The sequence below is a fragment of the Chlorogloeopsis sp. ULAP02 genome, from assembly GCF_038404745.2.
In the GTDB taxonomy this organism is placed as follows: Bacteria; Cyanobacteriota; Cyanobacteriia; order Cyanobacteriales; family Nostocaceae; genus Chlorogloeopsis.
In genome coordinates this window covers 1-25,372 of the sequence record NZ_JAYKTT020000035.1, presented here as the reverse complement: position 1 = coordinate 25,372, position 25,372 = coordinate 1, and the positions used below count along the sequence as shown (strand labels likewise).

The window sequence follows — 25,372 nt, the reverse complement described above, 5'->3', positions numbered from 1 at the left end:
TTGTAATAATATGCTAAATAAATCACTAATAGTTAGTAGTTACTTGCTAGCAGCGATCGCCCTGAGGTGGCAAATAATTATCACACCAGCAAGAGCTAATACTCCTGTTGCTACTTCCGAAACCCTAAAAAACTTAGATGAATTTAGCCTCATAACTGTAGGTATAAATGTGGGTAAACGGAATGTGATTCCCAGTATGTTAGTGCGGGGGAAAGAAAATGGAACTGAAGCAATTGATTTTGAAAATTGGCTTTTGCCCTATGAAGCAGTAATTAAGGCATTGAAATTAAATGTCACTACTTTAGCAGATGGTCAATTGGAAGTGCGATCGCCTGGAGTTGTGACGCGTATCGATCCGAAAAAACTTCGCACGGATTCAGAATTAGGGTTAGTATTTTCCATTGCAGATTTACAAACACTGTTTGGGGTAGCAGGGAAATTTGATATTCAAGAATACGCTATTGTTTTGGAAATACCTTGGCTAAATCAATCTAACCAACAAACCGAACTAACAGATACTCCGATAGTTTTAGAAGGATTGCCACATCTTAAACCAGGGAGTCTTAATGTAGCAGCAGTTGAACAAAAAGCTAATGCTAGCAGTACTACTAGTTCATCAACCAATTATCGAGGAGATTTCCTTGCTGTTGGTACAGTTGCGGGTGGTTCATGGTTTACTCGTGTCAATCAACAAGACTTACAAAATCAACAAACCTGGAATATTGCAGAGGCAGAATATCTACGACAAACCAACCGAACAGATTATTTTATCGGTTCCCATCCAACTTTTTGGCAAAGTCAGGAATCTAGCGATTACTGGGGTTTTACCTTCATTGAACGTCAAGGATTTGCACCTCCCCAACCCTTTGGGGGTAGTGTATCAGATCCCCGCCAACGCCTGCAGGCAGCCCAAATTGGACGCACGATTACTGGCGAGGCAAAACCAGGTACTTTAGTGCGGTTAATGCCAGCTTTTGGTGACAGGGTAATTACCGAAGTTTTAGTTGATTCTTCTGGCACTTACCGTTTTGAAAACATCAAAAATGATAACCAATTCTTTGGTGGTAACTACCGTGTCTTACTTTATCCTGAAGGACGACTGACAGCACAACCCGAAATTCGGGAAGCGACATTTTCTACAGTCTTAGGACAAATCCCGGCAGGTGCTTTTGCTTGGGTTGGCTCTGGTGGGTGGCAACGGGAATTCGTTGGAAATGAAAGTTTTTTGGGTGAATTTTCTGAGTTTCGGGGTGGAATAGCTGGACGTTTTGGTTTATCGGAAAACTTGACAGTAGGGTTAGGAGGAGTATACGACGAATCTTTGCAAGGATTGGCAGAAGTATTTTATCGTCCGACAAATTTTCCTTTACAGGTAGCAGTTTCAGCACTTGGAGGCAGCGAATTGGATGTAATTGCAGACATTCGTTATGAACCATCTTCCAAGTTTAGTGCTGTATTTACGAACGATTTTCTTTCTAATCGTTTTAACATTAATTGGAATGTGTTTTCTGGTTTTAGCCTATTTGCTACTACTGACAGTCGCGATGCTACAGCTGGTGGAGTGCAACTTAACTTTAGCGGTAAAAATTTCTTTACCTTTGCCCGTACTAGCTTGAATACAGAAAATCACTGGCGCTGGAATTTACTACAACGTCTTGGCAAGATGGAACTGAACCAACAGGGCAGTGAAATTGGTACTTTTTCGGAATTAAGCTACAACTTCTCTCAAAGTGGTATTACCGGAAATTCATTGCTTTTAAATTACGAAACTCGCAATCTTAATGACGATGATAATTTGCTTGCCTTGGGTTGGCGATATCGTTCCCCACAACGGGTAATTGATGGTAATTATCTGTGGGAAGCTCAACTAGGCTATGGGATTGGTTCCCAGGGTAATGGCATAGTTGCCTTTGTGGGAACAACAGTACTACCAGGTATGATGGTGCGGGGACTTTATCAAGGTATCTCCTTAACTTCCGATCAACCAACTTTCAGTATAGATTTAGTGTCTAACTTAAACTTGCAAGGTGGCATCGTGCCAGGGGATATGCGTACTAATTACTTCCGTACCCAAGGTGGTTTGTCGATTCAACCCTTTTTTGATCACAACAATAACGGTAAACATGATGCAGGAGAAAAAGTTTATACGGATAATTTGGGGACAATGTTGGTAGTGAATAACAAACCAATTCAGTCTTTGCAACCAGATATCCAAGGCGATCGCGTTTATGTACGTCTGGTACCAGGAGGATATCGCCTGGATCTCGATCCTGCTGGCTTTCCACCTGATTGGCAAACTGCTGTTGATTCCTTGGCTATTGACGTAGTTGCTGGCAGTTACACTCCTGTAATGATACCGCTAATCCGCTCCTACACTCGCTCTGGAGTTGTTACAGATATCCAAGGTAATGCTGTTGCTGGTGCCAGACTAGAAGCGATGCAACCAGGTACAGGAAAACGCAAATTTTCCGTTACTAACGGTGCGGGAGTGTATTATCTGGAAGGTTTACAACAAGGTGACTACGAATTGCTAGTTAACGGTAAATTAGCCGGGAGTTTAAAACTTGAAGACTCTTCAGAGGCATTCCAAGAATTGAATATCAAGCAACCTTAAATCTTATAGTGTAGATTCCTCAAAGAGATTAATTGGAAATGTAATTACTCATATTAAGTACTCAGACAGAATTAATTACACACATTTTTCTCCCTCACCCTGTTCCCTATCTCCACGGATAAATTTAATTTTGCCCAACTACTTAACTTTGTCGCTGTTTCAAAAAGTGAGGCAACTAATATAGAAAAAGCATACAAATACCAAATCATCTATGCAAAAATTCCACACTTTACTCCGGGTTCGACATTATGAGATGGATACTCTCGGACATGTCAACAATGCAGTTTACCAAAATTATCTAGAACAAGCTGCAATTGAACACTCAGAACACTTAGGCATTACCTTCGATGTCTACCGGGAATTGAGAGGAGCATTTGTGATGCGGCGGGTAGAAATTGACTATCTACGTCCATCTGTAGCAGGTGATACCTTAGAAATTACTACCTGGTTACAGCAAATGCGCGGTACTCGTGCTGTACGACGCTACGAAATTCGGAAACAAAACCAAGAAGATTTATTAGTAACAGCAGAGGCTCTATGGGTATGGGTGGACGTTAAATCAATGCGCCCGCGCCCAATTCCCAATCTGTTACTAGATAGATTTATGCAAGTGCAAAACTCAGGTTTAACTACTAGTTAGTAGTTAAAAATTTCCACATACAACAAACGCTGTCTAATATGGTTATTCCTTCCCTTGTGTGCCGATGACGCTAATAGTTACAATTTCATAGATCTAAAAGAAGAGAGCGTTTTTTTAAGTGGTATTTTATTAATATGTAAATTTTATACAAAAGTAAGCTGTTAGATGTAGAATTTGCAAGATATAAATTTATAGAAACGGCTGCTCACCTTTCGCAAATCAATTTAAATTTTAAAATCAAAGCTATGGAACAAAGTCAGCACGAACAGCGCCAAGCTGCTGCTAAAGATTTTCAGCAATCCCTTGGCGAACTGCAACATATATTGCAAGAAAATTCAGCAGAAGAAGAAACACCAAAATTGCCAGATGATAGTATTAATGATGATCAGCTCACTGATCATACCTCTGTAATGGATTTAGCTGCTTGGGAAGACGCGGTTGCTGATATTGAGCAATATTTACAAGAGAAGGAAAAAGCTGATAGTTAGTAGTCATTGGTCATTTGTCATTAGCTGTTCTCCTTGTCACCGTGTCACCGTTTCCCTTATTCCCTATCCCCTGTTCCCTGTTCCCTCTCTTTGCTGCCGTTGTGCCTCATATAACATTAATGCAGCGGCGATCGCAACATTCAAAGACTCTACCCCAGGGCTGAGGGGTATTCTTACTTGTAAATCTGCCATCGCTGCTAATTCTGCCGACAGCCCAGCACCTTCGTTTCCCAATATAATTAGACTTGGTTTACGCCAGTCTACTTCCCAGTAAGTTAAAGTTGCGCTGGGCAAAGTTGCGATCGCTTGCATTCCCGCTTGCTTGGCTTGCTGTACAGTTGCTTTTAAATCGAGAGTTAACGCCATTGGCAGGCGAAACCACTGTCCGGCTGTGGCACGCAATACCTTAGGATTGTCTAAATCTACACTATCTTCACTCAGCCACAATCCAGATGCACCAGCCGCTGCCGCTGTGCGAATGATAGTACCCAAGTTACCCGGATCTTGAACTGTTTCTAAAGCCAGTACCAAACCAGTAAACAATACTTGAGGAAAGCGATCGCTCCGTTTTGCCGTTGCTACTATCCCATCTGGATTTACTGTGGTAGCGATCGCTGCCATTACTTCCTCGCTTACAACTTCTGTGCGATCGCATCTTTCCTGAACTTCTTGCCATAGCTGGGGATGAACTGTTTGCCATTGTGGAGTACAACAAGCTACAACCAACGGATAATTCACCGCACAGGCTTCTTGCAATAAATGCGTACCCTCTAATAAAAACAACTCCTGTTTGTGCCGTTCTTTTGCAGAATGGAGTTTTCTAATTTGTTTAACTAAAGGATTCTGTAAAGAAGTTAACATCAAAAGAATTATGAATGCTAAATTATGAACTATAAAGACTTTCATAATTTCTACTTCATAATTTAGATGCGGAACCCGGGACTTGAACCCGGAAGCCTTGCGGCACTAGAACCTGAATCTAGCGCGTCTGCCAATTCCGCCAGTTCCGCTAGCGGGTCTTTTTATTGACCGTCTTGTATTATCGCTTAAATTGCCCATGACGTCAAGCAATACTTCCATGCTTGTCAACTAGAGAACTCAACAAAACATACAAAAGAACATAAATAGTTAGGAGTCAAAATCTGATTTTGAGGACTGGGTGCCGAGGGATATTGCAAAATTTGGGAGGAGTTTAAAGCCCCTTCCATAATTTTTCGCTTTTGTTCCTAGTCCCCAGTCACGAGTCCCTAGTTCCCTTTACTGAGTATTGACTTTTGCTAGAGCCAGATCAGGTGTGTTAGTTCTCTCTGATCGGAAAAATCTATATACAACAAGGCTTTCATCAAGGAATGGTCTCTCTGCCATCTCAACATACAGTATGGCGCTTACAGATGTAATGCAATAATGTAGACAAATTAAATCTTTACTGTAGAATCGAAACCAACTTAAATTTTGTAAATTTTATAGTTCTTCGGAGGAGCGGCTTATTAATTCTTCTAATAGCTTACCAGATGCCAAGTTATCACCTGTTGCAGACTCCTCAGTCTTGCAAATCTGGGGTGGGCATCGTTTGCAAGGTCATGTACAAATTAGCGGGGCAAAAAATTCAGCACTAGTAATTATGGCTGGAGCGTTGCTCTGTTCGGGTGACTGCCGCATCCATAATGTACCTTTATTGGTAGATGTAGAGCGGATGGGTCAAGTTTTATCAGCTTTAGGTGTCCGCTTGCAGCGAAATGGAGATATTTTAGACATTAATGCTAGCGACTTTACATCATCCAAGGCCCCCTACGAGCTGGTTACTCAGTTGCGGGCAAGTTTTTTTGCGATCGGCCCAATTTTGGCGCGCTTAGGAGTGGCACAGATGCCGCTACCAGGTGGTTGTGCCATTGGAGCAAGACCCGTGGATCTTCATGTCCGGGGATTGCAAGCAATGGGGGCTGAGGTGCAAATTGAGCATGGCATCTGTAATGCCTATATCCCTGGAAACAGCCGCCGACTTAAGGGAGCAAAAATTTATCTAGATATTCCTAGTGTAGGAGCCACAGAAACATTAATGATGGCAGCTACTCTGGCAGAAGGGGAAACTATTATCGAAAATGCAGCCCGCGAACCAGAAGTAGTCGATTTAGCAAATTTCTGTATAGCGATGGGGGCGAAAATTCACGGTGCTGGAACTAGTAAAATTTCTATTATCGGTGTTCCCAAATTACACTCTACTGAATACAGTATTATTCCCGATCGCATCGAGGCAGGAACATTTTTAGTCGCAGCAGCCATCACCCGTTCAGAACTCACTCTCTCGCAAGTCGCACCAGATGCTTTGCTCCCAGTGATTGCTAAATTGGGGGATATAGGCGTTTCTGTGATTGAAGAATCACCCAACTGCTTACGAGTTCTGCCAGCCGAAAGACTGTTAGCAACAGATATTGAAACCATGCCTCATCCAGGCTTCCCCACTGATATGCAAGCGCCGTTCATGGCTTTGCTATCTATTGCAGAAGGCGATAGCCTGATTAACGAAACCGTGTTTGAGAACCGCTTGCGCCATGCTTCTGAGTTGAATCGCTTGGGAGCAGATATTCGTGTTAAAGGTAACACTGCCATTGTAAGAGGAGTGCCAATTTTATCTGGTGCGCCTGTCATTGGCACTGACTTGCGAGCAGCAGCCGCTCTAGTAGTAGCTGGTTTGGCAGCAAATGGCAAAACGACTATTCAAGGACTGCGCTATTTGGATCGCGGCTACGATCGCCTGGATTTAAAATTGCAACAGTTGGGAGCAAAAATCAAGCGCACGTCCATTACTGTCGCAGAAACAGAAGTCTCGCCCACTGCTGTTAACCCCGAACCATCAATTACTCCTAAAAGGTAGATCAGGAAAAGAAAATCAGCGTTGCTGAATCGCGCTATAAATCCCCGAATACCCAGATGCGATATCTCGCGTCTGAGCAAGGGTTTTGGCATGACGCAAAATTATTTTCATATATAACATCAGCAACGCTAGAAAATCAGTAGAAGCGGGTTTTGAAGATACATTATCGGTTTTAACCGAAATATAATCAGCAAAACCCACTCATATAGAATTTAGGGCGTTGCATAATTGCGGGATGATTTTGGAATTTGCATCAACCATAATCCCCGCGTCTTTGTGTCTTTGCGTCCCCGCGTCAGCCTCAATCATACCCTTATTCAGCAACACCGAATTTAGTGTGTACAGACGTGATTAATTGCGTCTGTACAATTGCTGTTTTGCTATTAGCTATTAACCACTAACAATCTTCTTTCATTTGTTCTAGTTATACTAGCTTTGTAGGGTTGATTTGATAACCAAACCTACAGTACCGTCGTTTCCAACTGGCCTTGTCATGTTCTCCTCCAAAATTCCGCTAATTGGTCTAAAAGCAGACTCGTTTCGTCACCCCCTAGACTTAGAAGCAACTCAAGCGCTGAAGCAGATCCCTGGCATAGATGCAATCGTTAGGAGTTTGTTGGGGCCTGTAGCGGAGCAGGTTTTTTATGTAGAAAATATTGCATCAAGTATTTTGGTGGGTGAAAAGCAACTACCCCATTTACATAAGTTATTACTGGAAGCCTGCCAAATTCTAGATATGGAGCCGCCCCAACTATATATAAGACAGCATCCGGCTCCTAACGCCTACACTTTTGCCATGCGGGGTAAGCAGCCTTTTATTGTGGTACATACTTCTCTAATTGATATGCTTACACCAGAGGAGACTCAGGCGGTAATTGCCCATGAATTGGGACATCTCAAGTGTGACCACAGTGTTTACTTAACACCAGTAAATATATTGATACTAGCAGCGGCAACTTTGCCCAACATTGGCGCGTTTGTTGCCCAAGCCCTACAGGCACAATTATTAGAATGGGTACGCTGTGCAGAGTTTACTTGCGATCGCGCTGCATTGTTAGCTACCCAAAACCCCAAAGCAGTTATGTCAGTGTTGATGAAGCTTACTGGTGGCTCACCTACTCTAGCACCCCAACTGAACTTAGATGCTTTTGTTGCCCAAGCTCGTGCTTACGATGAAATCAGCAAGAGCGAAATAGGAGAAATGGTCAAAGCTGCCCGCACAGCCCAGTTAACTCATCCAGTACCAGTGCTACGAGCGCGGGAAATTGATCGCTGGGCAAGCAGCAAAGAATATGAAAACTTGTTGTTGCAAAAACAAAAAATGGATTATAATAGTGAAGTTGCAAATAAGGGCGGGTGGCGAAACTGGTAAAATCACCACGGTTAAAGTGCGCTCTTAAATGCGGGTGTGGCGAAATGGTAGACGCAGTAGACTCAAAATCTACCGGGATTAAACCCATGTCAGTTCGACTCTGACCACCCGCATAACTTAAAATGTGACTTGCTTGAAACCACAGGAGTTCGATTCTTCTCCTGCCTATCAAAAAAGTAATATTTGCGATTACTTGTAAAAACGAATTAGTTTTGATAGATAAATAGACAGCTATATTTTACAAGATAAGTCCCGATGAAAAGGGTTTAGCAGATTAGCAAGAGTTGCGAATCCTACAATTTTTTTTGATAAGTAGGCTATCTAAAATTAAGCTCAATATTGATAGATATAGCTTGTTTACTGATTTTAAGCTTTTGCAAGTACGAAGTCTAGAGTTAATACTTATATGCTTAAAGTTATACTACTAATTGACATAGGAAAGTCTTGATAGATGGTAGAAGCAAAGTTGAATAGTAGTGTACTTACTGAAATAAATGAAATAGTTGTTCAGGATGTGGGTTTACTAGACACAGATACCCGACAAAATTGGCATAATAAAATAATTATTGGTGACTGTTTAGATATACTAAGGAGAATACCCTCTGAGACTATTAATTTAGTTATTACTTCACCTCCATATGCAGATAGTCGTAAAAAAACATATGGTGGAATTAGTCCAGATGAGTATGTTAATTGGTTTATTCCGATTGCTTGCGAACTCAGAAGAGTTCTTAAAGAAGATGGTTCTTTTATTCTCAATATTAAAGAAAAAGTTGTTAACGGAGAAAGACATCCGTATGTTTTGCATTTGATTTTAGAGATGCAAAAACAAGGTTGGTTATGGACTGAGGAATATATTTGGCATAAAAAGAATTGTTACCCTGGAAAATGGTCTAATCGTTTTCGTGATGCTTGGGAACGTTGTATACAGTTTAATAAGCAGAAAAAATTCAAAATGTATCAAGAGAGAGTTATGGTTCCTATGGGTGATTGGGCTAAGTCTCGTCTTAGGAACTTAAGTGATACAGATAAAATACGTGATAATTCCAAAGTTGAAAGTGGTTTTGGTAAGAACATATCAAATTGGTTAGACCGTAAGATGGCTTATCCAACTAATGTTCTGCATCTAGCAACCGAGTGTGGTAACAAAAATCATAGTGCAACTTTTCCTAAATCTCTTCCTTCTTGGTTTATTAAATTGTTCACTGAACCAGGGGATATAGTGCTTGATCCTTTCTTTGGTTCTGGTACATCAGGTATGGCAGCAAAGGAGCTAGGTAGAAACTACATTGGCATCGAAATCAAAGAAGAATATGCTATGTTAGCAGCTTTTAATATTGAGCAGGCACAAGCTAATGTGCAACTTTTAGAGTCAAGCTCAGAGGATGAAAGACCTAATCATGCCAATATGACAAACTCAAACTATCAGCTTTATGATGATTATCTTCTTAGGAATGTTCTTACCCCTTTTTATGATAAGAGATTTAAGAGTTTAAGAGAGCTTAAGCTTAAAGATGTTCTTAGACGTAAAAACCCTTATCTGTTCAAAGCTAAGAATATAGAGCTTGCTGGAGATTTCGTAAAAAGTATAGTTGATGCCTATCTATCCTCTCAAGAAGAAACCATTTTTGGAAATTTGCTAGAGGGTTTTGCTATACATATATCTTCAAGTTTATATAATGGATTTAAGTCTAAATTGAAGAGTATAGATTTAGAATTTGAACGTGATAACGTCTATTACATTGTAGGTATTAAATCTGGAACTAACTGGGGAAACTCTGACCAGATTAACAAAATGAAAGATAATTTTAAGAAAGCAAAAGAAATTTTGCGTGAGCGAGGAGTAACAAGTGACATTATTGCCGTCAATGGTTGTATGTATGGTAAAGACCAGAAACCTTTGAGGGATGATAAAGAACCAGATAAGATTTACTATAAATATGCTGGTCAAGCTTTCTGGAGCTTTATTTCAGGAGATGAAAATCTGTATCAAGAAATAATTGTGCCAATTGATGAGGAGGCGAAAAAGAAAGACGAGCAATTCAAAGCTACATATGCTGCAAAAGTGAATGAGATGACAGCGGAATTCACCCGTTACTTTATGAAAAATTACCAAATTGACTGGGTTAAACTGGTTGATTATGTATCCAAGAGAGAGGAAATTGTTTTAGAACCACAATCAGAGCAGTTGTCTCTATTTTGGGAAGATAGATTTGATGTGGAAGAGCCTTTAGACTTAGCAGATGCCTTAGATACTGAAGAATATTCATAACATAAAATTATAGATGGCTATTAAAATTTCTAATCAAAAATTTTTCTAGCCGATGACAGATTTTATTTTTTAACCCTGGTACTAGAAAAGAGCGATCGGCTGTTGTAGTGAAGATTGAACAACTAGGGCGATCGCTCAAGAAACTAATAAAACCAAGTTATTTGTTCTTAGGCTGAAATCCGTTGAACACTTCCTGGATAAATTTCACAAACAAGTTCATTAAAAGAAGTAGTGGGAGCCTTAGCAAATAAAGGACTCATCTTATTTAAGATTTTTTGATAAGCTTCGCTGTGATTTGCTTCCATATCACCCATATTTTCCCAAAAAATAACAGCGATACCTCTATCAGTCCCTGGTTCTTGAAGCAAGTATGCTTTTTGGAAGCCTGTTGTATACATTGAAACAGCTTGTTCAAAAAGTTGTTTAGCTTCTTCAAATTTACCTGGTTTAAATTCTCCTACAGCAACATAAGCATATTGATGTTTGAGACAGTCGTGAAAATCTGACATATGTTTCTCCTTGACAAAGTGTGATTGATAGACTCTGATGATTCTCGAAACTTAAGTTGTTTGAAACTTGCGCTTTAATTGAAGTGTAAATGTTGCTTGAATCTACATTATCGTTTTTAATTTTTAATTTTTAATTACTGAAGCAACCTCCTATTCAATATTTCTGTTTTCAACCTTTTCAATTAATTGTTCAGCTATTTCAATTGCCAAGACAATCAAATCTTGCTCTTGCACTCCTTTACCCATATCATCAGAAGTTTGGGCATAAATATGGGGATTGGCAAGCATTCCAGCTAGTAACTGTGTGGCAATTTGTTTGATTTCAGTCGTTTTTGCATCCATTTATAACTACCTTAACTCATATGCAAAGCTAGATTTTGTGACTGCTTTGGCAATATTAGATCTTTGATAAATCTCTGCTTTCAGAGGGTTGTATATGAGTTCATACCAAACATGGCCTACTCTTGCATCAAATCCTAACTTTTGACCGCGCATGAATAGGTGGAGACATTTGATATATTTACCTGGCAATAATTGCCAGCAGAAATTGCTTTTATTTCCCTCATATGGGTGTGTTACCGTGTCTATGTGTACGTTTGTCGCTAAACCATAAGCTGGATAGGGGGGTGCGGTAGAACCAACAGCAAACCAATCAGGCACGGGGAATACAGGTTCAACATCTTCTGTAGAACCCATGTTCATATGAGCAAAGTACCGAACGGCAAAATTAAGATTGCTCACTTCTGGCTCATCTGGAATCTCGTCTTCTTTCCCCTTTGGCTTGCCTTTGATGAAGAGTTCTTCTATTAGATAATCTGCCCCAGCATACAGGCTAATCGTCCGGTAAAGTTCGCATACTAGATGACGATTCTTACCTGTAATGGGATCTGCACCAATATAATCAAAAGGTTCGGAGGCAATAGTGATGCTGGCTCTTACAGAACCACTAGACTGCGATACCAGCCGATAGGAATGATTGAATAGGCAAACTTCATAGTAAGGTGATTTAGGATGGGGAGGCCCTGGTAGCAGGATTTCAGCTACCTGCATACAACGCTTTTCTGGATCTTGCCCTAACCATTCACCTCTTGCCGCTGGAAATGGGTCGAGAATTTCTTGATGATCAAGCTGTATGCTTGTTGCTGAACCACTAAACCAGTTTCGCTCATTGTCTTCTGGTGCGGGTATTAAATTAAACCAAACAATTAGGTGGTTATTTACCAGTCTGACTCCACGTGCTTCTCCTGTAGAACCGTAGACGACTTCTGTCGATGGTTCGCCTAGTTCTGGAGGCATAGGCTCACCTCGATCTAATCTGACAAAGGCTGAGGCAAAAGTTTCATTTTCTGAACTGGGTGGTATAGGCCTAGATAGACAAAAAACCAGAACATCCCGTTTGGGATCGTCGGGATCAATGCGATCAACCTGGGCTTTTAAGGGTATGTGGGAAAGGTCACGCAAGTCACTTAATATTAACTCTTCTGGTGGAATTTGAAATTCTTGGGCGATCGCTTCCCAGGGTAGAGTCACATCACCCCTTCGCCAATAATTCGAGAGATTGAAAATAGCCAATAAATTAATGGATGGCATAAGTCTGCCCTCCTGCCAATTCATAGGAATTGATATTTGATTACAATATTGCGACTGCAAACTTTATCAGTCTAACATCCAATCAAATTTACTTCTTTTTTGAGATTAAGAATAAAACTTGAGCAAGTTGTTAGTTAGTAAACAAATGTTTGCAAATAATTACCTCACGATACATTTATTGTTGTTAAATTTTAAACACGTAAGTTAATATAAATAAACTAAAAATACAAATCCCCGACTTCTTTGGAGAAGCGGGGATTTTACGTTTAATTGAGTTTTCTACTTTATTAAAAAACAAGTTAATGTGCTTGAATGATAAGATTAAGTAGAAAAATAAACATTGACATACTCTTAGCAAAAACAGATTTATGAGGAGAATGTCAATAAAATTTCTTAATTTGATTGTTTTCTAGGTGAAGTAGCTAATTTAGGTTGGTATATACCTATCTGCCTCTCTTTTAGTTCTGCTGCCTTGGCCTTCTTCTTTAGTTTTTTTTGCTGCTTGTCCATCGACTCTGGAGGATCGTTAAAATAGTTACAATATGCAAGTTTGTCGTCATCGGATAGAGAGCAAAACATTTGCCGCAATTCACCGTTAAAACCGCTAGGATAGTGTAACTTTAGCAACCTTCTAAAATGTAAATATCCTGCCCAATTTCTTGAGCCAACCATAAGTTTCATTGCCTTCAATAACTCTTCTTTAGTTGGTTGATGCATAGTATGTAAATTGAGAAATTGAAATAGTTATTCTGTAGGATTAATGACTTAGAGTTGATTAAAAAGCACCCACACTTAAAGTTAACTTGCATCTCATGTAGACGACACTGTTTTTGGTTCAACCTCCTCTATTTCACTTTCAGAAGCTAGGAAAAATTTCTTAGCAATCCAGTAGGTAAAGATGTGAGAGAGTAATCCTAACGGGCCAGCAAATAAACAGAGTGCTAATGAGTGAATTGTAAAAACTCCTGTTTTTTGTCCTTGCAAATAAATGTAGCGCCCGACAAATAAATCCATAACTAGAAAATGAATCCAACCTGTAGCCGCAGCTTTCTCATCGGCAAAAAATTTAGCAATATCTGCTAATTGAGGATTTGAAAGAGCTTGGGCATTTTCTGGAGTAATACTGCTAATGAACAAATACAAATATGCTGCTGCTAAAGGTACAAAAGGAATATAGGATTCCATTACCTGTTTGGTAACTTTCCATTTAGGCAAGAAAATCATCAAAGCCCAAAAGGGTAAAACGAAAACATTGGCAATGTTGAACAGTTGAGTGATGTTCATAGAAAATGGAGACAAGGGGACAAGGAGACAAGGAGAGTAATAAATCACTAACTACTAACCACTAACCAGTACGGGAGGCAGCGCGTTGCGGAGCCAGTGCGGTGAAGCAGCCCCCGTCTTGGCGGTTTCCGGCGATGGGGGACTGCTGAACCCGAAGGGTGGACGGGTTCCCCGGCATAAAGGAGCCAGTGCGTTGCGCGGGTTTCCCGCGTTGTAGCACCTGGCGTCAACTGGCGTCGGGTTAAGCGCGTTGTAGCGACTGCCGTGCAGGTTTAGAAGATAAATTATCAGTTTGAACGGCAAGATAATCAACAAAACCCGCCCCTACCAATGACAAATGACCAATGACTAGATAGCTTATAATGCCACAAGCTGCGATTCAATCTCAGACGAATTTAGTTCTTTGCCAATAAAAACTAAACGGGTTTGCCGTATCTCCTGAGGTCGCCAAGGGCGATCGTAAAATTGTTCAAAGCGACTTCCTACCCCTTGCATTACTAAACGCATGGGTTTGTTAGGTACAGCAACAAAGCCTTTAATTCGGTAAATTTCTTGTTGTTTTACTAGTACTTGTAACTGTTGTTGCAGCTTTTGGGGGTCAAAATCCCGATCTAAAATTAGGTAAGTTGAGATGATTTCTTCATCGTGATCATGTTCTTCTTCAGTAACATGATGACTGGGACGGGTATCTAAATTGTCTTCAACTGCGGCTTGGAATCCTAACAATATGGATGGATCGAGTTGACCTTTAGAACTCTCTACAATCTTTACAACCCTGGGCAACTCTTGTTTAACTAACTCCTCAACTTTTGCTTTTGTTTGTTCATCCACCAAATCAGTTTTATTTAAAATTACTAAATCTGCACAGGTAAGTTGATCTGCAAACAGTTCTTGTAAAGGGGTTTCGTGTTCTAAACTATCATCTGCTTGCCTTTGTACTTCTACTGCTTCCGGATCGTCGGCAAATGTTCCTGCTGCTACTGCTGCACAATCTACCACTGTAATTACAGCATTAACTGTAGCACCAGAACGAATTTCTGGCCAGCGAAAAGCCGTTACTAGTGGTTTTGGTAAGGCTAAACCAGAGGTTTCTATTAGAATGCAATCAATATGATCTCGCCGCTTTAGTAATTGCTGCATCGTCGGCAAAAACTCCTCCTGTACAGTACAGCACAAGCAGCCATTTGTTAATTCAAATATATTATCTATACCATCATCATCTTCTGGGCAAATTTGACACGATTTCAACAATTCTCCATCTATGCCAAGTTCGCCAAATTCATTAACCAGAACAGCAATACGGCGTCCTTGATTGTTTTGGAGTAGGTGACGAATCAGGGTAGTTTTACCACTACCTAAGAACCCAGTAATAACGGTGACAGGAATTTTTGCAGCCATTGTTTAATTAAAATTTTGCACACAAGCCATGAATTGAGCCTTTTTGCATTTTGCCCCATAGTGGGTAGATTGGGAATCAGCACTTACGCACAAAGTAAAGTTAACTCGTCAATGCTGCGTATAAACCTGTGAGTATCAATGTAATTCCCCCATAACCTTAAATCCCTTAGAGCTTACGCAAAATCCCTATAAAATCCTCTTGACTCGTGTCCCCTGCGCCTCTGTAGTTTATTATTTCGATAACTCGTGCGTAAGCTGCCCCTTATCAAAACTTGTCAGTTCTAAAGAAACTAAGACTATAGGGGCAACATCCCTAAGAAAGCCCTGTTTGATTAGGACAATCCCAGGGGCGCTGCCCCTACAATTTAGAAAATATTGGCTTATATGATTTTATGGTTTACTCGGCAGTAGCCAATTCTGTGCTGCCACGTGTACGACGGCGAGTCAGGGTATTGAACAGCATTTGTCCGATCGCCTTAATCAAATTGCCTTCCAATTCCTGGAACATGTTCATGTTCATGCTAAAGGCGGCGTTGGCTTCATTGACAATGCGATCGCTAGTAGCATCGTCAATGGGCAGTTCATCTAAAGCCTGACGGTATTTGGTTTTGAATGCTTTTTCGTCAGAAATGTCTTCAAATTCATAGAAGGCGGTTCCATCTCCGCTTAGGTTCATTGCGGTTTGAGCAATGCCTTTGAGAATTTGTCCGCCAGATAAGTCCCCAAGGTAGCGGGTGTAAGAATGAGCAATTAATAATTCTGGTTCTTTTTCAGAGACTTCTCGAATACGCTGTACGTATGCTTCCCCAGCGGGCGATAATTGGATTTGTTCCCGCCAGTTGCCACCGTAGTAATAGCTAAGGTCTTTTTCTAAACTGCGCTGTCTGTATAGTTCTCGAAAATTAATTTTAGAAACTAGAGGATGATCTTTGTGCTTTTCCATTTCCTCTTCCATGACGGAATACACAAAGTAGAGGTTGGCAACGAGCTTGCGGTAGGAGTTTTTCTCTACTACTCCTTTTAAAAAGCACTTGACAAAACCAACATTTTCTGCCATCGTGTGGGCTTTTTTAGTGCCTACACGCAATTTGGTTGCTAAATTGCTGCTCATGCTAAATTTCTCAACTTTAAAAAGTCAACTGCCGGAGTATCGATTTACTAACGGCTACAAAAGCCACTAAAACGTTACAGTAGAGCTATTTGATGAGAAATTTTATTAAATATTTTTAAGCTACTAAGTTTTGTAGGATTCGCCAAGGCAGTCCAATCACTTACACAGAGCCAAATTCCACAACTTAAAGTTTTGTTGTGAGTGGCTAAAATTTTTTTACGTCGGCGACTGGGGAGAGGACAATGGCACACGAGGACATGGTGAGACAGTGCTCTTGGTAGGGTTTACAACGGACTGTCCTCCTCCACTGGCGACTGCGTACCCGAAGGGAGATAAAGAGCCTGGTAACCAAAATAGTCTCTAATTACCAGTTTCCAGCCCTTGTAGGATGTGTTATTGACGGTAGTTCAACGCACCGATATGGAATAGTGCGTTGCGCTATGTGACAACATAACCCCTACAAAACTACCGATTTTTTTGTGTACACCGTAGCCCCTCTTCTTCCCAATTCCCAGTCCCGACTTTGAGCACTATTCTTAAAAAACCTTTACTTAAATCAATTTTAAGCAAAGAAAAGCTAATAGGACTATCGTGATAAAACCTACCCATAGAGAATTGTTGAATAAGTTTTAAAGTGTTATCCTCCTGTGTGTCTGTGTGGAGTGTTTTAACGTATGGTCTCATCTATAACTCGACCTCAAGGCTTTGGTGGAAATTCTGCTTCTGAACCAGATGGATTGCAGCAAGCGATCGCAAGCAGTTTGGCACTAAATAATATCTCGCTACCAACAACTCCCTTGTTTGGCACAGACGGTATTCGCGGACGAGTTGGAGAATTACTAAGTGCACCTCTAGCATTACAAGTTGGTTATTGGGCAGGGGTTGTATTGCAATCTCATGCTTCCCAGATTGGCCCGATCATTGTCGGACAGGATTCTAGAAATTCTAGTGATATGCTGGCAATGGCCTTAAGTGCAGGCTTAACAGCAGCAGGATTGGAAGTTTGGTATTTAGGTTTATGCCCCACTCCTTGTGTTGCCTATCTTACCAGTGTTAGTGATGCAATCGGCGGAGTAATGATTTCTGCTAGCCACAACCCACCGGAAGATAACGGCATTAAAATTTTTGGTGCTGATGGTTTGAAGTTATCGCAAGTATTACAGGCAGAAATTGAAGTAGGATTGCGAGGTACAGTATCGCCTAATACTAGTCACAATTGTGGTAGGCATTACTCGCGCCCAGAGTTGGTAGAGCGTTATGCTGAAGCCCTAAAACATCCTTTACACGCTGTCAATCTTCAAGGGATGAAGATTGTTTTAGATTTGGCGTGGGGAGCAGCTGTTGGGTTAGCACCATCGGTATTTGAGTCACTAGGGGCAGAAGTTATTTGCTTGCATAACCAAGCGGATGGCGATCGCATTAATGTTAACTGTGGTTCTACTCACTTAGATATTGTGCAAGCGGCAGTTAGCGAACACAATGCTCACTTAGGTTTTGCCTTTGATGGCGACGCCGATCGCGTTTTGGCAGTAGATCATAGCGGAAGACAAGTAAATGGTGATTACATCCTTTACCTGTGGGGACGTTACCTGCAACAAAAACAAGAACTACCAAATAATCTCATTGTTTCCACAGTCATGGCTAACTTAGGCTTTGAAAGAGCGTGGGAAAAAATTGGTGGTAAGCTAATTCGCACAGCAGTTGGAGATCAATACGTCCAAGCAGAAATGCACTCCAGAGGAGGAATGCTGGGTGGGGAACAATCTGGGCATATTTTATGTCGGCACTATGGTATTACTGGAGATGGTTTACTAACAGCTTTGCATTTAGCAACTTTGGTACAGCAAGCTGGTGTTCCCCTCACAGAAATGGTTGATCAGAGCTTTCAAACATATCCTCAAATGTTGCGGAACGTGCGTGTAGAAGACCGCAACAAACGTCTAGGATGGAAAGAATGCCAACCTCTACAAGAAGCGATCGCTCGTGCTGAAGCAGGAATGGGTAATGCAGGCAGGATATTAGTCCGTGCCTCTGGCACAGAACCAGTGATCCGAGTCATGGTAGAAGCAGAAGCAGCCGAACTAGTTAATTACTGGACAAATGAACTTGTGCTGCAAGTTCAGCAACATCTAGCAGCTTGAGCAGGTAAGGGAAGACGCGGAGAGAGAAATTTTCCCCGTGTCCCCTTATCTCCGTGTCCCCGTGTCCTCTTTCACGCTCCCATTCCCGAATATTGCTTTAATCCTTGCCGCCACAGCCAGCGATTCAAAACTAAAAATAGTAAAATCCAGCCTAATGTTGCTAAAAATCCCCGTGTCATATTTACAGGTAGTCCCACCAAAATACTTGCAGGAAAATCAATCAAATAGGGAAAAGGTGTGAAAAGTACTACTGTTCTTACTGATTCGGGGAAAACATCTAAAGGGGCAATCATACCAGATAAAAACAAATAAAACAAAAACCAAAAATTTTCTATGGCGCTAGCTCTTTCTGTCCAAAAAGCAAATAAAGCAAACGTATACTGAATTACAAAGCGTAAAATAAAAGCCAATACCCCCGCCAGGAGAAACAGACAAATTTCTCCTAAACTCGGTAACCAAAAAGCTTGAGGATACAGTAGAAAAAATAATCCAATTAACAGGAACGTAAAGGGTATACGAGCACCTCTTTCACCTAGATGAGATGCAACATGATGCCAGACTGGATCGAGTGGTTGTAATAATCGATTAGAAAGCTTGCCTTCTATCACTTCCTTTTCAACATCCCAGATTGCCCAAACAACTGTCAATTGCCTAACAAGGAAAACTGCTAAAAAATAACGAGCAAAATCTACGGGTGTTAAACCAAAATTTCCACCTTGGGCTGCCTGCGTCCAAACTCCCATTAAGATAATTGGCAAAGAACCAGACAAAACCCATAAAATAAGTTCTGCTCGATACTCCACCATGTAAGCATAGTAAACAGAAAGTAATGTCCAAGCTGTTCTAAAGAGGCGCTTCATGATCTGGTTGTTGGTTGATAGTAGTTAGTAGTTAGTAGGGGCGGGTTTTGCTGATAACATTGCCGCTAAAACTGATAATTTATCTTCGTAACTCCCCCTACATTAGGTAGTAGGTAGAGACGCGGTGTTTGAAGCATCTGTACATTAGTAGTTTGTAGGTAGTTTTTAACCACTAACCACTATCTACTAACCACTCCCTCTAAAAATACTCGCCCAATTACTTCTTCTACAGGCGGTTCAGTCACTTTTAAATCAGTGACCTCTAACTCAACTAAAATTCGCGATACAGTACGTGTTAACTCTTCTTGCTGTACCATAAAACATACCATCCGCCCATCTAGCTTTTGCACGTCACCATAAAGCATGAGTTTTTCTTTGGGTAGAGGATGAGCTAACTCTATATGAACTTCTCGATAAGGTGCAAACCTTTCTAGTAATCCATCCAAACTACCGTCGTACATCAAATTTCCTCGATGAATTAATAGTACTCGTTCGCATAAAGCTGTGATATCAGCCATGTAATGGCTAGTTAGTAACACGGTTGCCTGATAGCGCTGATTGTATTCGCGTAAGAAATCACGTACCCCCACTTGAGCGTTAACATCCAATCCTAAAGTGGGTTCATCTAAAAATAACACTTTGGGATGGTGCAATAGTGCTGCTAGAAGCTCTGCTTTCATCCGTTCGCCCAAAGATAACTTCCGCACAGGCTGGGAAAGCTTGCCTTCTAAGGACAGCATCTCAGTTAATTCTCCCACTCGCTGACGGAACTCACGATCTGAGATATTGTACACAGCAGCATTAATCCTCAAAGAATCCATTGCTGGCAAGTCCCAAAGCAACTGTTGTTTTTGCCCCATAACTAAGGTAATCTTCTGCAAAAACGCTTCTTGACGACGAAAGGGAACATAACCAGCTACTCTGACTTTGCCACTAGAAGGATGAACCAATCCTGTGAGCATTTTGAGTGTAGTAGTTTTACCTGCACCATTTGGTCCTAAAAAGCCTACTACTTCACCCGCTGCAATTTCAAAGGAGACATCCTGAACCGCTTTAATTTCGCGATAGGTACGACGAAAAAAGTGGGTAATTGTTCCAATTATGCCTGGTTCTTTAACAGCTACAGGATAAACTTTGCTCAGATTTTGAGCCTCGATAATCGGCATATACTTTGTTAGTAGTTAAATAGAAGGCAGGAGGCAGACGGCAGGTGGCAGAAGGTTTTTTAACGTAAACGACCCGATCGCAGAATACTGATAATCAACCACAATCCTAATAAACTAGCAGTAGCAAATAACACGTTGCTTAAAAAAGATAGTTGGGCTGTACGTGCATTACTAGAAATAATTGCTGCACCCATAATCAATGAACCTACTAGGATGCTAAAAGAAAGCCGATTGGCAGCATCGTCTGCTGTACGGCGCAATCCATCTAGTCCGCGTAAAGATAAATTCCACTGCAATGTTTCGGATGTAACTCTATCTAAAAGCAATTCAATATGTCGGGGAGATTGTAAAGACAAACTTTTAAGATCTAGTGCTGTTCTCAGAAGCGATCGCACAGGAGCTTCCCCAAACAACTGGCGACGGAATAAGTCTGTCAACAATGGTTGAACTTCATCTATAAAGTTAACCTCTGGATTGAACGCTCGCGCGACTCCCTCTAAATTAGCCAGAGTCTTAGCATATAAGCCCATGTTGCTAGGCAAGCGAATTTTATTATTGCGGGCAACTTGTAGCAGCTCGTAAATAATCTGGCTAAAATTCATTTGAGACAAGCTCAAGTTGTAATACTTGCGCAGCATTCGGTCATAGTCATTTTCTAAGCGAGATAAAATCACTGGTTGGGCAGAATCTGAAAGCTGCAAAGTTAACTGAGCACAGCGTTGGGCATCTAAATCGACAATTGCCAGTAACATCTCTGTCAATATCCTTTGCGTGCGCGGATCGAGCCTTCCCATCATGCCACAGTCAATTAAAGCCACCCGCCCATCTTTGAGATAAAACAAATTCCCTGGATGCGGATCGGCATGAAAGAAACCATCTATATAAAGCTGTTGGAAAAAAGCACGAAATAACAGAGTAGTAACTTTTTGACGTTCTACAGCAGGACTTTTACCATTTTGGTCATTGTCAAAATTAGCTGACAATAGTGGTACACCGTCCAACCATTCCATTACCATCAACTTGGGAGTAGTCACATCCCAGTAAATTTCTGCAACTACTACCTGATTAGGATCAAACCAACGACCTTGAGATAAATTACGTCGTAATTGATCGGTATAACTAGCTTCTCGCGTAAAATCTAACTCAGCTTCTAGGGCTTTAGTAAATTCTTCGGCTATAGATTTGATTTCGTAAGTTTGTCCAAAGTCGGTACGTGCCACCAAATCAGCAATACCTTGAATCAAAGCAATATCTTGGTTAACAATGATATCTATTCCTGGACGTTGAACTTTTAGCGCAACTTCCCGTCCGTCTTTGAGTGTGGCTCTATGTGTTTGAGCAATCGAGCCAGCTGCCACTGGCACGGGATTAATAGTTGCAAAAGTTTCCTCTAAAGGCTGTTTTAATTGTTTGCGGATGATAACTTCTATTTCTGACCAAGGAACAGGCGGTACTTCATCTTGCAGCGTTGATAGTTCCTCGATATAAGACGCGCTGAGTAAGTCTGGGCGGGTAGACATTAACTGGCCAAGCTTAACATAAACAGGCCCCAAATCTACCAAGATATTTTTCAAAACCGCAGGTGTGGGTAATTGAGGTTCATCCGGTTTACCGCCAGTGAGCAACCTTCGCATATAGTCCCAGCCATTGCGGAATAAAACTTCAATGATTTCTCGTTGACGGGGAACAGTTTGGGTGAGGAACATAATTTTAACGAACTGCCATTACGATGCAGGAAACGCGAAGAAATTAATTAAAGAGGTATACAGCAAGGGATGATAATACATCCGCCACCAGAGTTTCTAGTTGTAATAATTTTGCTGGCGTGAGCGCAATCTTTAAATCTTTGTAAAGATGATTGTACGGCTTCTACTAAACTTTGCTCAATCAGCATTCTTTTAACGTATTGAGAGCAGGAATCCCCACCATTTAATAGGCGATGAGGGCAGGAAAATCCTTTGTACGGAGAAATATAATGTTGATAAACACTAATAGAGTTGATTGCTGTTTTCTTGGCAAAAGGCTCAAAGTAGGTAATTTCCATAATTAGGAGACAAAATATCCAACACTCAATTTATATCGGAAAATTTGTCTTTTCAGCCTCTGTCAAGGGTTAGGGGCTAAGAAGAGGATGGGGAGAGGGGGAGATAGGGAAGAATTGACTCTTATTACTTCCTCACCTCCCTCAACTCCCTCAACTCCTTGTCACTTGTCCCCTGTCCCCTGTTCCCTATCCCCTTCAAAGTATTTCTGTAAATCGGGGATCGCTTTGGAGAATTTTGAGGATTTGTTTGATTTGTTGGGTGCGGTCTTTTTTTACAATCAAAGTTACATTGCGATCGCGCACAACTACTACATCTTCCAAGCCAATAGTAACAACTACATCATTGGGATCGCTATTGTAAATAATTGCTCCTTTGGTATCTAATCCTACATGAGTTCCTAATTCTACATTTGTAGTCTCTTCTTTTTTCAATAAACGCTCGATCGCATTCCAGTCACCTAAATCATCCCAACCAAATTCCACCGGAATCACGTATGCTAGACCTGTCTTTTCCATTAGAGCATAGTCTATACTCATCTTAGGGAGATGAGGATAGATATCAGGGCCATGTTTTTCCAACGGCTCAATAATATCCGGAGCGTGGATATGCAGTTCCTTGAGAACAACACCCACCCGAAAGATAAACATCCCGCTATTCCAGCTAAAGCGTCCCGTAGACAGAAACTTTTCTGCCGTTTGACGGTTAGGCTTTTCAGTAAAACGGTTAACGTGATAAGCTGGCAAGTCATCAAAGCAACTAATTTTTTCGCCTTGTTCTATATAGCCGTAACCAGTTGATGGAAAGGCAGGTTTGATCCCCAATGTGACAATCGCTGCTGTGTTTGCCGCTAGTTGAGTTGCTGCATATAATGTGTTTGCAAAAGCTTCTTGTTCAGCAATCCAGTGATCGGCGGGGAAAAAGCCAACAATAGCGTCATCTCCGTAACGCTTTTTGATTTCTAAGCTTGTCCAAGCAACAGCAGCGGCGGTGTCTCGTCCTTGTAACTCAATTAATAAGTTATCAGGTGGGAGTTGAGGCAGTTGTTCTTTAACTCCTTGAGCTATCTGACTAGAAGTTATTACCCACAAGTTGTCCCAATCGCCTGCAAGTGGTAGCAGCCGATCAGCGGTTCCTTGTAGGAGACTTCTACCACTACCATCCAAATCTAAAAATTGCTTGGGACGGTTTTGGCGGCTTAAAGGCCAAAAACGCTCACCCTTTCCACCGGCAAGAATTACAGGGAACAATGATCTAGTCATATTGTCATAGAAAATTCAAGAATATTACAAGTTTACAGTGGTGTTTTTAACTAGCAAGATTTGTCGTTAGCATTAACATTACATCCAGGGAGTGGTTGAGTGGGGAGAAAGTTGTGGTTAAACAAGCAGAACGATTAAAAAATAAAATTAAATTTCAACGAGTGCAGCCACCTGTTAAGGTAAATGCGCAACAAAAAGTAGAAGTTTCTTCTAACTTAGTAGAGTCTGTGGGTTCTATTCCTAGCCAGCTTTACCAAAGGTTGGGTTTAGCTATGCCTCGGTGGCTTTTTTGGCTATTGACAATAGTTGTTGGAATTACTTTATCAGGGCTGTTGGTATCAACCTTGGCGCTTTGGACTCCATTGTGGAGTGATATAGATAGAACAGATGAAGAATTGGGCATGGATAATCCAGATGCTGAGAAAATGCCATTACCTGGTGAAATCTGGAGTAATATCTCCCAATACAAGCTCATACGCCCGATGAATATTTTAGTGATGGGTATCGAACCAGTTCCTGGCACTGTTGACGGCTCACCAGAAAGTTTTGCTGGTAAAAGCGATACCATGCTACTCCTCAGGCTCAACCCTGACGACAAAACAATGCGGGTACTTTCAATCCCCAAAGACACAATGATAGCAATTCCAGAATCTAAGGGATTAAATAAAGTATCCGAAGCAAATGCCCAAGGAGGATCGGTACTAGCAGCACGAGTTGTCAGTCGCACCCTAAGCAATGCGCCTATAGACCGTTATATCCGTATTTCTACTAGTGGTTTACGGCAGTTAGTAGATCAACTCGGTGGAGTAGAGGTATTTGTTCCTAAAGCAATGGAATATAGAGACTCTGCTGGTAAATTTTCAATTAACTTAGTCAGCGGCTGGCAAACTCTCAACGGTGAACAAGCAGAACAGTTTATCCGTTTCCGCGAAGCCAATACAGGGGATTTACCAAGAGTACAGCGACAGCAAGCTTTAATGATGGGTTTGCGCGAACGTCTCTTTAGCCCTACTGTTTTACCCAGATTGCCCCAATTAGTGCGGATTATGGGCAAGTACTTTGACACTAACTTGAAAGGTGAGGAAATGATGGCAATAGTCAATTTTACTCTCAACTTAGAGAGGGAGAATTTCCAAATGACTATCTTGCCAGGTATTTTTAGCCGTTTAAGTGCAGATCCCGATAGCTATTGGCTAGATCTGTCTGGAAGAATTGACTTACTGACTAATTATACTGGAGTGATTATAGGTGGTCTCAAGTCAGATGCGCGACCTGTAACTAGCCTAAAAATTGCTATTCAAAATTCTTCCAATCAACCCCAGCTAACAGAAAAAGTTATTAACTCTCTTAAACAAAAAGGTTTCACAAAAATTTATGCTGTCCCAGATTTACCTGATCGCCACAGTGAGACTAAAATAATCGCGCAAAAAGGTAACCGTAAAGCAGCAGAAAAACTGCAAGAAATTCTAGGCTTGGGTAATGTTGAGGTGTCAGCAACAGGCGATTTGGAATCAGAACTCACCATTCGGATTGGGAAGGATTGGAAAGAGTAGTTTGTTAATTGGTTAGTGGATAGTGGCTAGTGGTTAGTGGTTAAAAACTAACTACTAACTACTGTACAGACGGGTTTAGAAGATAAATTCTCGGTTTGAACGTAAAGATAATCAACAAAACCCGCACGCTAATTGACGCCAGTCGCTACCCTACAAGAAGCTGCCCAACACGCTGGCTCACCACCGCACTGGCTCCCT

General features: G+C 41.2%; 21 protein-coding genes and 2 tRNA genes. 9 read left to right on the top strand and 14 right to left on the bottom strand.

Features of this window, described 5'->3' with window-relative positions:
- Positions 1–10 precede the first annotated feature (10 nt).
- The 3 genes from U2718_RS14480 (at position 11) to U2718_RS14470 (ending at position 3,742) form a co-directional block, all read left to right on the top strand.
- Positions 11–2,614: a carboxypeptidase-like regulatory domain-containing protein gene (locus U2718_RS14480; RefSeq protein ID WP_341999970.1), complete on the top strand. Its 2,604-nt coding sequence runs from the start codon at positions 11–13 to the stop codon at positions 2,612–2,614.
- A 211-nt stretch (positions 2,615–2,825) separates the two neighbouring features.
- The gene (locus U2718_RS14475) at positions 2,826–3,254 is read left to right on the top strand and encodes a thioesterase family protein (RefSeq protein ID WP_341999968.1); all 429 of its coding nucleotides are present in this window, start codon (positions 2,826–2,828) and stop codon (positions 3,252–3,254) included.
- Between the two features lie 245 nt (positions 3,255–3,499).
- Complete coding sequence (locus U2718_RS14470) at positions 3,500–3,742, top strand: hypothetical protein (protein ID WP_341999967.1); 243 nt, start codon at positions 3,500–3,502, stop codon at positions 3,740–3,742.
- Between the two features lie 63 nt (positions 3,743–3,805).
- Here the strand turns inward: U2718_RS14470 and U2718_RS14465 are convergent, their stop codons facing one another.
- Together U2718_RS14465 and U2718_RS14460 are read right to left on the bottom strand one after the other, a co-directional pair.
- Positions 3,806–4,603 (bottom strand): RNA methyltransferase, encoded by a 798-nt coding sequence (locus U2718_RS14465; protein ID WP_341999989.1) that lies wholly within the window; start codon positions 4,601–4,603, stop codon positions 3,806–3,808.
- 67 nt (positions 4,604–4,670) lie between these two features.
- Positions 4,671–4,752, bottom strand: a tRNA-Leu gene (locus U2718_RS14460).
- Between the two features lie 476 nt (positions 4,753–5,228).
- Here U2718_RS14460 and murA point away from each other — a divergent pair.
- From murA to U2718_RS14440, 4 genes are all read left to right on the top strand, one after another.
- Positions 5,229–6,614, top strand: coding sequence for a UDP-N-acetylglucosamine 1-carboxyvinyltransferase (murA, locus tag U2718_RS14455; protein WP_341999987.1), 1,386 nt, complete (start codon positions 5,229–5,231; stop codon positions 6,612–6,614).
- A 493-nt stretch (positions 6,615–7,107) separates the two neighbouring features.
- Positions 7,108–7,986, top strand: a complete 879-nt coding sequence (locus U2718_RS14450) for a M48 family metallopeptidase (RefSeq protein ID WP_341999965.1) — start codon at positions 7,108–7,110, stop codon at positions 7,984–7,986.
- A 30-nt stretch (positions 7,987–8,016) separates the two neighbouring features.
- Positions 8,017–8,099: transfer RNA gene (locus U2718_RS14445), tRNA-Leu, on the top strand.
- 338 nt (positions 8,100–8,437) lie between these two features.
- Complete coding sequence (locus tag U2718_RS14440) at positions 8,438–10,258, top strand: PmeII family type II restriction endonuclease (protein WP_341999964.1); 1,821 nt, start codon at positions 8,438–8,440, stop codon at positions 10,256–10,258.
- Positions 10,259–10,425: 167 nt separating this feature from the next.
- Here U2718_RS14440 and U2718_RS14435 read toward each other — a convergent pair whose 3' ends face one another.
- The 7 genes from U2718_RS14435 to U2718_RS14405 all read right to left on the bottom strand — a co-directional run bounded on the left by U2718_RS14435 (position 10,426) and on the right by U2718_RS14405 (position 16,150).
- Entirely contained in the window at positions 10,426–10,767 is a 342-nt protein-coding gene (locus U2718_RS14435; RefSeq protein ID WP_341999963.1) for an antibiotic biosynthesis monooxygenase, read from the bottom strand.
- Positions 10,768–10,917: 150 nt separating this feature from the next.
- A complete protein-coding gene (locus tag U2718_RS14430) occupies positions 10,918–11,109 on the bottom strand; it encodes a hypothetical protein (RefSeq protein WP_341999962.1) in 192 nt (63 codons plus the stop codon).
- Between the two features lie 6 nt (positions 11,110–11,115).
- Positions 11,116–12,357 (bottom strand): hypothetical protein, encoded by a 1,242-nt coding sequence (locus tag U2718_RS14425; protein ID WP_341999961.1) that lies wholly within the window; start codon positions 12,355–12,357, stop codon positions 11,116–11,118.
- A gap of 393 nt (positions 12,358–12,750) precedes the next feature.
- Positions 12,751–13,074 carry a hypothetical protein gene (locus tag U2718_RS14420; RefSeq protein WP_341999959.1) on the bottom strand — a complete coding sequence of 108 codons (324 nt, stop codon included), beginning with the start codon at positions 13,072–13,074 and terminating at the stop codon, positions 12,751–12,753.
- 93 nt (positions 13,075–13,167) lie between these two features.
- Positions 13,168–13,641: an ABA4-like family protein gene (locus U2718_RS14415; RefSeq protein WP_341999957.1), complete on the bottom strand. Its 474-nt coding sequence runs from the start codon at positions 13,639–13,641 to the stop codon at positions 13,168–13,170.
- A gap of 357 nt (positions 13,642–13,998) precedes the next feature.
- Complete coding sequence (gene cobW / locus U2718_RS14410; RefSeq protein WP_341999956.1) at positions 13,999–15,039, bottom strand: cobalamin biosynthesis protein CobW; 1,041 nt, start codon at positions 15,037–15,039, stop codon at positions 13,999–14,001.
- Between the two features lie 397 nt (positions 15,040–15,436).
- The gene (locus U2718_RS14405; protein WP_341999954.1) at positions 15,437–16,150 is read right to left on the bottom strand and encodes a heme oxygenase (biliverdin-producing); all 714 of its coding nucleotides are present in this window, start codon (positions 16,148–16,150) and stop codon (positions 15,437–15,439) included.
- A 674-nt stretch (positions 16,151–16,824) separates the two neighbouring features.
- On the opposite strand from U2718_RS14405, the gene glmM reads away from it, so the two are divergent.
- Positions 16,825–18,291: a phosphoglucosamine mutase gene (gene glmM, locus U2718_RS14400; protein ID WP_341999952.1), complete on the top strand. Its 1,467-nt coding sequence runs from the start codon at positions 16,825–16,827 to the stop codon at positions 18,289–18,291.
- Positions 18,292–18,362: 71 nt separating this feature from the next.
- Here the strand turns inward: glmM and U2718_RS14395 are convergent, their stop codons facing one another.
- From U2718_RS14395 to U2718_RS14375, 5 genes are all read right to left on the bottom strand, one after another.
- Complete coding sequence (locus U2718_RS14395) at positions 18,363–19,151, bottom strand: ABC transporter permease (protein ID WP_341999950.1); 789 nt, start codon at positions 19,149–19,151, stop codon at positions 18,363–18,365.
- Positions 19,152–19,330: 179 nt separating this feature from the next.
- Positions 19,331–20,317 (bottom strand): ATP-binding cassette domain-containing protein, encoded by a 987-nt coding sequence (locus tag U2718_RS14390; protein ID WP_341999948.1) that lies wholly within the window; start codon positions 20,315–20,317, stop codon positions 19,331–19,333.
- A gap of 59 nt (positions 20,318–20,376) precedes the next feature.
- A complete protein-coding gene (locus U2718_RS14385; RefSeq protein ID WP_341999946.1) occupies positions 20,377–22,023 on the bottom strand; it encodes an AarF/ABC1/UbiB kinase family protein in 1,647 nt (548 codons plus the stop codon).
- Between the two features lie 47 nt (positions 22,024–22,070).
- The gene (gene yidD, locus U2718_RS14380; RefSeq protein WP_341999944.1) at positions 22,071–22,361 is read right to left on the bottom strand and encodes a membrane protein insertion efficiency factor YidD; all 291 of its coding nucleotides are present in this window, start codon (positions 22,359–22,361) and stop codon (positions 22,071–22,073) included.
- Positions 22,362–22,556: 195 nt separating this feature from the next.
- Positions 22,557–23,621: a mannose-1-phosphate guanylyltransferase gene (locus tag U2718_RS14375; protein WP_341999942.1), complete on the bottom strand. Its 1,065-nt coding sequence runs from the start codon at positions 23,619–23,621 to the stop codon at positions 22,557–22,559.
- 113 nt (positions 23,622–23,734) lie between these two features.
- Here U2718_RS14375 and U2718_RS14370 point away from each other — a divergent pair, with 113 nt between their 5' ends.
- Positions 23,735–25,174: an LCP family protein gene (locus U2718_RS14370; RefSeq protein ID WP_341999941.1), complete on the top strand. Its 1,440-nt coding sequence runs from the start codon at positions 23,735–23,737 to the stop codon at positions 25,172–25,174.
- Positions 25,175–25,372: the final 198 nt, after the last annotated feature.